Source organism: Pseudomonadota bacterium, assembly GCA_023229365.1.
Lineage (GTDB): Bacteria > Myxococcota_A > Polyangia > JAAYKL01 > JAAYKL01 > JALNZK01.
This window is the reverse complement of sequence record JALNZK010000195.1, coordinates 1-6911: the sequence shown is the minus strand read 5'-3', so window position 1 is coordinate 6911 and position 6911 is coordinate 1. Positions and strand designations below refer to the sequence as shown.

The 6911-nt window shown below is 63.1% G+C and carries 10 protein-coding genes; 3 read left to right on the top strand and 7 right to left on the bottom strand.

The window, feature by feature from the left end:
- On the top strand, window positions 1–890 hold an 890-nt coding region (locus M0R80_30550; protein MCK9463979.1), incomplete at its 5' end, for a formylglycine-generating enzyme family protein.
- Window positions 891–954: 64 nt separating this feature from the next.
- Here the strand turns inward: M0R80_30550 and M0R80_30545 are convergent.
- Window positions 955–1197, bottom strand: a complete 243-nt coding sequence (locus tag M0R80_30545; GenBank protein MCK9463978.1) for a hypothetical protein — start codon at window positions 1195–1197, stop codon at window positions 955–957.
- Between the two features lie 99 nt (window positions 1198–1296).
- On the opposite strand from M0R80_30545, the gene M0R80_30540 reads away from it, so the two are divergent.
- Both M0R80_30540 and M0R80_30535 read left to right on the top strand, forming a co-directional pair.
- Window positions 1297–2964, top strand: coding sequence for a tyrosine-type recombinase/integrase (locus M0R80_30540; protein MCK9463977.1), 1668 nt, complete (start codon window positions 1297–1299; stop codon window positions 2962–2964).
- A 3-nt stretch (window positions 2965–2967) separates the two neighbouring features.
- Complete coding sequence (locus M0R80_30535) at window positions 2968–3180, top strand: hypothetical protein (GenBank protein MCK9463976.1); 213 nt, start codon at window positions 2968–2970, stop codon at window positions 3178–3180.
- A gap of 159 nt (window positions 3181–3339) precedes the next feature.
- On the opposite strand, the gene M0R80_30530 is transcribed toward M0R80_30535, so the two are convergent.
- The 6 genes from M0R80_30530 to M0R80_30505 all read right to left on the bottom strand — a co-directional run.
- On the bottom strand, window positions 3340–3951 hold the full coding sequence (locus tag M0R80_30530; GenBank protein ID MCK9463975.1) for a hypothetical protein: 612 nt from the start codon (window positions 3949–3951) through the stop codon (window positions 3340–3342).
- A gap of 40 nt (window positions 3952–3991) precedes the next feature.
- The gene (locus tag M0R80_30525) at window positions 3992–4207 is read right to left on the bottom strand and encodes a hypothetical protein (GenBank protein ID MCK9463974.1); all 216 of its coding nucleotides are present in this window, start codon (window positions 4205–4207) and stop codon (window positions 3992–3994) included.
- 389 nt (window positions 4208–4596) lie between these two features.
- On the bottom strand, window positions 4597–5334 hold the full coding sequence (locus M0R80_30520) for a hypothetical protein (GenBank protein MCK9463973.1): 738 nt from the start codon (window positions 5332–5334) through the stop codon (window positions 4597–4599).
- Window positions 5335–5516: 182 nt separating this feature from the next.
- Window positions 5517–5825 carry a helix-turn-helix domain-containing protein gene (locus M0R80_30515; GenBank protein MCK9463972.1) on the bottom strand — a complete coding sequence of 103 codons (309 nt, stop codon included), beginning with the start codon at window positions 5823–5825 and terminating at the stop codon, window positions 5517–5519.
- 134 nt (window positions 5826–5959) lie between these two features.
- A complete protein-coding gene (locus tag M0R80_30510) occupies window positions 5960–6457 on the bottom strand; it encodes a hypothetical protein (GenBank protein ID MCK9463971.1) in 498 nt (165 codons plus the stop codon).
- 171 nt (window positions 6458–6628) lie between these two features.
- On the bottom strand, window positions 6629–6911 hold a 283-nt coding region (locus M0R80_30505; protein MCK9463970.1), incomplete at its 5' end, for a hypothetical protein.

Here is a 6911-nt window from a genome sequence, read left to right as displayed (position 1 = left end):
CACCCGGGCCGGGCACGGTGTGCGTGCCGGGCGGCCGGTACCTAATGGGCTGCATGCCGTACGACCTCCAGTGCAAGCAGAACGAGACGCCGATGGTGGAGGTGGCGCTCTCGCCGTTCTGGATCGACAAGAAGGAGGCAACCCTTGAGGAGATCATCCCGTACCTGAACTGGCTGCTCTCTCAGGAAGAGTACGCTTGGGACGGGTATATCTACAGGGTGGAGGGGCACGTATCGATGTGGGTCGCCGGAATGGATAGTGGATTCTCGCCGGTGTTGGGGATCGCCGAAAACGAAGTCGGATATTATCCTACCGAAGGAGTATGTGGCTCTCGTCCTATCGAGGCGGCGACCGGCGGATTGAGCTGGGAGGGCGCGAAGTTATACTGCGAGTACCGCGGGAAGCGTTTGCCCACGGAGGCGGAGTGGGAGGCGGCGGCACGGGGGCAGACGAGGTGGATCTACCCCTGTGCGTGGGAGCACAAAAACTGCTGGTACGGCGTGTATGACTGCTGTCGAGACTCGTATGATTCGGAGTGTTCCAACGCCGGGTGCCAAGATCCGTGCTGCATCCCCTTCGATGACAACTATGCAGGTGATTGCGAGAGCCCGGCGGGAACAAGGGGGATGTACGGCAACGCCGCAGAATGGGTGCTGGATCACAAAGACGCGGACCACTCCTGGTGTGCGGACGGCTGCACCGACCCTCCGCCGAGGATTGGTGATGGACCTTTGCTCAAAGGTGGCGGAGTCAGCACAGAAGCGAGGACGACGCGCATTTCCTATCGCATGGGCACACTCGGTAGTCCCGGCTCTGCCAGTGGTGTCCGCTGCGTCTCCTCCCCAGTCGACTTCGTCCTCTCCGACGGCGGGGTCGTGTGGGGGGAGTGAGCTTCGCGCTGTATCGCCCGCCCAGAACCACAAGCTGCTGTCCGGGCACAGATGACGGCCCCGACTACCTCACCGGCCGTCCGACGCGAAGCGCCGACGTCCTCGCCGGGTACGGGCCGCCGTTCCGCTTCTCTAACCGGTCGAGCTGCGCGACGAGCGCCACCTCGGTGAGCGCGGCGAGCGTCAGCCCCGGCGTGTAGAAAACGGCGTTCTTCGCCCGCTCCAGCAGCTCGGGCGGGATCGCGACGGCGAGTCGCACTCGGTTCCCGGTGGCCTCGGTGACCACCGACGTCTTCTGCTTTGCCATGACGGCAGGGTAGCCGCCTTCAGGACCGCCGTCAAAAATAACCTACACTACGGCACAAACCGCAGGGTTTGCACTGTTCCGTGTGGTATACTCCTCTCGATGATGGAGTTTTCGATAACTGAGTCCGACCCCGTCCTCCAGGATGCTCCGGAGCCGCCGGCGAAGGTGTCCGAGGAGGCCCAGGCGCAGGACTCCGAAGGTGTTAGCGATAAGCGGAACTTATCAGGCTCTGACGCCCTTCCGAGCGGCTCCGACTCGAACCTCGCCATCGCACCGCATGACGCACGGCTCTCCGACGGCGTCGTGCGCCTCCTGGAGGATGCCGAGCAGGACGTCGCGGACACGACACCCCCCAACACGGTGCGAGCCTACGCGGGCGACCTGGAGCGTTTTACAGCGTGGTGTGCCGCGCAGGGTGTGTCGTCCATGCCCGCGTTGCCCCAGGTCGTCGCCGCCTACGCGAAGCAGCTGGTTGAAGACGGCAAACGGATCTCCACGGTCGAACGGGCACTCGCGGCGATCTCCACGGCGCACCGGCTCCACAATATCGAGCCGTCACCCGTTACCGCAAAGGTCGTCCATGAGGTGATGGATGCACAGCGGCGGCTCATCGGGACGCTGCGGCGCCAGGTGAGCCCGGTCAGCGTTGAGCACCTCCGGCGTCTTACCGAGGAGCTACCGAAGACGAACGCCGGTCGCCGGGATCGCGCGATTCTGCTCCTGGGTTTCGCGGGCGCGTTCCGACGCTCCGAGGTTGTGTCGCTGAACGTCGGGGACATCGAGGATGTCGCCGAGGGCAAGGCGTACGAACAGAAGCTGAAAGCGGGTGCGTTTGAAGGCGTGAACTTCAAGCGGCCCAAGGCGCGCACGCTCACCGTGGAGAAGGCGTGGGAGGCGTACGCGAAGGCGTCGAAGCTCGCGAAGCGGTCGTGGCAGACCGACGAGGGGCGCGCCAAGCACCTCGTCCGGCACCTCGGTGACAAGAGGTGCGAGGCACTGACCCAGCGCGATGTGGACGAGTTCCGCACGTCGCGGCTCGACGAGAAGACGGTGCGTGGAGGGCCACCGATGGTGGGCACGCTCAACCGCGAGGTCGCGCTGCTCAAGAGGCTGATGGCCTACGCGGTAAAGTGCCGCGATCTCGACCGCAATCCTCTCCAGGACGTCAGCTTGCTCGAAGAGCACAACACCCGCGATGTCGTCGCGTCGGAGAGGGACCTTGCAGCTTTGGTGGCTGCTGCCGATGCCGTTTTCAAACCGATCCTCATCGTCGCGTACGACAGCGGAATGAGGCTCGACGAGGTGCTTGGGCTCAGGTGGCGCAAGGTCGATCTGCCGAACGGGATGATCCGCCTCGGGCCGGAAGACACCAAGACGGGAGAGCCTCGCGACATCATGTTGACCGCGCGAGCCAAAGCGGCAGTGGAGGCGCTCCCGCGCTCGATCTCCGGGTACGTGTTCACGAACCCGAAGACCGGCACGCGGTGGGTGGACGTCCGTAAGCAGTTCCGCACCGCGTGCGAGGGCGCGGGGATTTCCGGCGTCTGGTTTCACGACCTGCGGCGGAGCTTTGTTACGAACGCACGGCGGCGCGCCGTGGCCGAGAGCGTCGTGATGAAGATGAGCGGGCACAAGACGCGCGAGGTGTTCACTCGATACAACATCATCGACGATGGCGATCTGCGCGCGGCGTTGGTGCTGATCGAGGCCGGGAGTGCGGCGGAGCTGGGCGAGATCGTCCCGGCGGCCGTGAAAGAGGCGAGGTAGAAGGTGGAGACCGAGAACCGATGGCCGCTGAATTCTTGGACGCGTTTTGGACACTATGCCCAAATCGTTCGTAACAAGAAAAAAGCCTTCCGCGCTATCCACGCGAAAGGCTTTCGTTTCTCAGCGGGCGATGCGCGGTTCGAACGCGCGACCTTCGGTTCCGGAGGACGAGAAAACCAAAACTGGCAAGCAGGCGCAATTATTATCTTTTCTTAGTTATCTCGAATGGTTGAGGGACGCAGAAATTGTACAAGAGACGACAAGATGACGTCTACTTGGTACAGATATTCCACTTAAACCGACGCCAGGTTGTCGACGTTTTTCACAACGTTTTTTTTCTCTCGATGAGAACTCCTCCTGCTCTCGGCGAGCTGCTCACCGCACCTCGATCCCCGCGGCGACGTTGTTCCAGAACAGCACCGCGGTGCCGTCGTCGTACAGCCAGCGGAACGACCCCACGTACTGCTCCGCGACGGTAGAGGAGGGCGGACCGAGCACCTGCTTGACCTCCTCGGGAGTCATGCCGCCGCGCACGCCGTGCACGCCGACCTCGTAGAAGAGCACGACGTTCTCGACGCCGAACTTCCGCATCGCGTCCGCGCTCCGCCGAACCTCGATGATGCGCTCCACGACGTAGTCCTGGCAGCCCAGGATCTCGCAGCGGACGTGGAACCGGCCAACGAAGAAGTACAGCGTGCGGTCGTCGAAGCCGTGGAAGAACCAGCCGCGCGTGCCCTCGTCGCGCGGGTGCGACCGGGCCTCGTCCTCGATCTCCTCCCGGAGGTCGAGCGCCGCCGCGAGAGACATCTCCTCCTGCGGTGCGGTGTCGATCCCGGGGAACGCGAGCCCCACGACGAGCTGCGGCACGATCTGCGGGCCGGTCGTCTGCTGCGCTGCGTCGGCACTGGATGACGGTGTCGGCGTCGTCCCCCTCGCGCAGCCGGTGAGGAGGAGCGCTACGATCAAGTGGATGGGCGTCGCTTTCACAACAGGTACCTCGACGTGAAGCCTACCAGAATTCCGGCTCTCACGGTGCCGGGCAACCGGGTGTCGCCGCGATCATCCGTTCGAGTCGGAGCCTTACGTCGGGCGACAGCGGCGCTTCGTTGGCGCACATGTGCATCGCCTCGCAGGGGGGAGCTGGTGTGTCCGGCCAGTCGGAGATCGCCTCCTCGCACTGACGCCAGGCGTCCTTCCGATCCCAGTCGTTCTCACCGGAGCAGGCCGTGACGCCGATCAACACCAACGCAACGAATAGCAAGACGATCTTCATCGATACGGATCCATGGGCTGCGGAGTTGCAGGAACTCCCGCAGAGGCCGGCAGAGGAGTAGGAACGGCGACCGGAGGCGGCAGAACATCGGCTGGCTTGATGTCCGGGACCAGGATCCCGTCCTCGTTCCGGATACAACGTTCTGGGGTGCACTTGCACTGATCATGAAACTCACAGACGCTCCTGCTGCGATCCCAGCATCCTCCCTTGTCCAAGCAGCTATCGACAGCCAAGAAGTCCGAGCACCCCCCAATGCCTAGCGCGGTCGCCGTGATCGCAGGGAGGCTCACGAACAAGAATCGACGCGATACTTGTAACCACAGAGACAGCATGGATACCCTCATCCTTCTCTCTACGGGTCACTTCTTCTCGTGCCCGCAGGTCCAAGCATCGAGCAGCTTATCGGCGCGCGCGTTGTCCCGTTCCTCGATGTGCTTGTTGGTCCTGTCCGACCAGCCCTCCCAACACTTGGCCATGATGCAGACCGTGTCCTGGCTCCCGTCGTCGCACGTCCTGATGTAGTTTCCCGTCGAGCAGCCGCTCTCATAGACCTCCTGCCAGGCCGGTAACCCCATCATCTCCAGGCAACTATATCGGCCGGGTTTGGCGCGCAGCGCGGCGTAACAGGGGGCCTCGGTGCAATCGACGTCGAGCAGTTCCACAGGCGGGCCGGCCTGCTTGACCATCTCGGTCACGACCCGGCGGAAGCTCTCCTCCCTGAAGATCTCGGGGGTGTCCTCGGGCCAAGTCACGGGCGCGTTCGGATCGATGTCGAAATCCTCGGGCGCTGGTCTTGCTCCGGCTAGGGTTGCCTGGAGCTTGGCGCGGGTCTCCGCGGCTCTCGACTGTCGTTCGAGCTGTGACACCTGCTGCCGTAAACGAGCGATCTCGGTGCCGCATGCACCCTGAGTGGGCTCGCCTTCAGCCTTGATCTTGTGACTGACGTCGCCCTGTGGTGATCCGGGTACATCCTCGACGCGGCCCGAATAGCGCCCCGCTGCAAAGGCTCCTGCCAGTGCCACCACGACCAGAGCGGCGAACAGCAGCGTTCCCCGCTTGGTCGACGGCACCCCGGCGTTTCCGTTCCGTTCGTTCATGCTCCCTCCCCGGTCGGACGAGGTGTGAACGGCCGACCCGCAAGGATGTTCCGTACCGATGGGCAGGGTCAACGAGCTGGACGTCCTCCCAGGACGACATGTGCCCTAGCTACAGCTCGCTCGTGGGGAGGACGTACTGAAAACGTAACGCACGATTCTCGGCGAGCAAGAGGGCCGCTTCTTCACCTGCCCTCAAGAAAGGCATGCAGCACATCAGGTTTGATCCGCACAGGCCCCAGGGCCGTCGTAGCTGACAACCTGCCTGCCCTGATCGCCCGACGAATCGTCTCGGCGTGGACACCAGCAATCTTTGCCGCCTCCGAGACGTTTAACAACCTTGGGGGAATGGTAGCCACCTGCGCTTGTAAATGTGCCTCCAACGCGGCTCGAACCTCGGCGCGGATGGCTTCGACAACCGCGGGCCGTAGTAGCTCAGCAAGGAGAGCTGCTACCGAGCGATCAGCGTTCGTGACTGCTTCATCATTGTGCATTCGACTTTTCTCCTAACCCGACCCGCAGGCGGAACGAGTCGCTGACCCCGTAACGGTGTCGAGTAGCTCAACTGTATCGCGAGGCTCTCGGTCATGTCGAACACCCGGTGCCGTTGTCTGAGGCAAATGCGCCGTCAGGACGGCACAGACGCGGTCTCCCGTCTCCACGCCTCGCAGATGGCGGCGTTGAGGGCGCAGAGGTCTGCGATCTCCTCTCCATCGGGATCCCAAAGCCCGTTGTCCTGAAACCGGATCGCGCGCTGCGTGCAGAACAGGGCGAAGCGCAACTCCAGGAACGTACCCTCCCATTGTCCCGTGCGCTTCTTTCTCTCGAACACCGGCTGCGCTACGTCGAACGCGGCGTGGTGGTCACCGAACATGGCCCGAGCGTACTCGTAGCCGGCGAACGTGATGCCGTAACCGTTCACGATCTCGAACGGATTCGTAAGCGCCGGGTTCGGCCTCGTCCACAGAAGCTCGAACGCGAAGTGGTCCGGATGCTCCAGATACTTGTTCAAGCGCTTGGAGCGCGACGAGAACGGCCGCGTCTTCCGCAGGGCCGCTCTCACCTCGGACGGCAGGGTGATTTTCGGGCAGATGAGATCTTGGCCTTCCACCACGCTGGTCGTCATCTCAGCCCTCGAAGAAACTCGGTCTTGGCTCTATCGGGAGCACCTGCGCGCCGACCTTGATGAGGTAGATCGGGTCTGCCATCGAAACCTCCCCCGAAAATGTACGACATCGGACCTTTGATACCGGATCGGGGGCTGGGTGACGATGAAAATGCATGACGGGCCCGAGCGTTAAGCAAAAAGCTGTTCCGGATCGACGTCGTGCCATTCGCGATCTCTGCCCAGCACGGCGAACCGCTTCTCCTCGCCCTTCTTCCAGGAGAACAGGACGACCCGCCGAGCGCCGTACTTCCTCTTCACCTTGAGGAGTCGGTCCTTGTCGGCCTGGGTTGGCTTCTTAGCGCCGCCGCCCTTGATCTGAATGAGGATGATCTCGAACAGGTCCCCGCGTTTCAGAGTGCGATCCGCGGGCTCCCGGTAGTCCCTGCGAATCGCGACGAGATCCACCACTCCT

Excerpts from the sequence above, each read along its gene's own strand:
- M0R80_30540 (MCK9463977.1), top strand. The coding sequence starts at position 1,297 with ATGATGGAGTTTTCGATAACTGAGTCCGACCCCGTCCTCCAGGATGCT.
- M0R80_30520 (MCK9463973.1), bottom strand. The coding sequence starts at position 5,334 with ATGAACGAACGGAACGGAAACGCCGGGGTGCCGTCGACCAAGCGGGGA.
- M0R80_30545 (MCK9463978.1), bottom strand. The coding sequence starts at position 1,197 with ATGGCAAAGCAGAAGACGTCGGTGGTCACCGAGGCCACCGGGAACCGA.
- M0R80_30515 (MCK9463972.1), bottom strand. The coding sequence starts at position 5,825 with ATGCACAATGATGAAGCAGTCACGAACGCTGATCGCTCGGTAGCAGCT.
- M0R80_30510 (MCK9463971.1), bottom strand. The coding sequence starts at position 6,457 with ATGACGACCAGCGTGGTGGAAGGCCAAGATCTCATCTGCCCGAAAATC.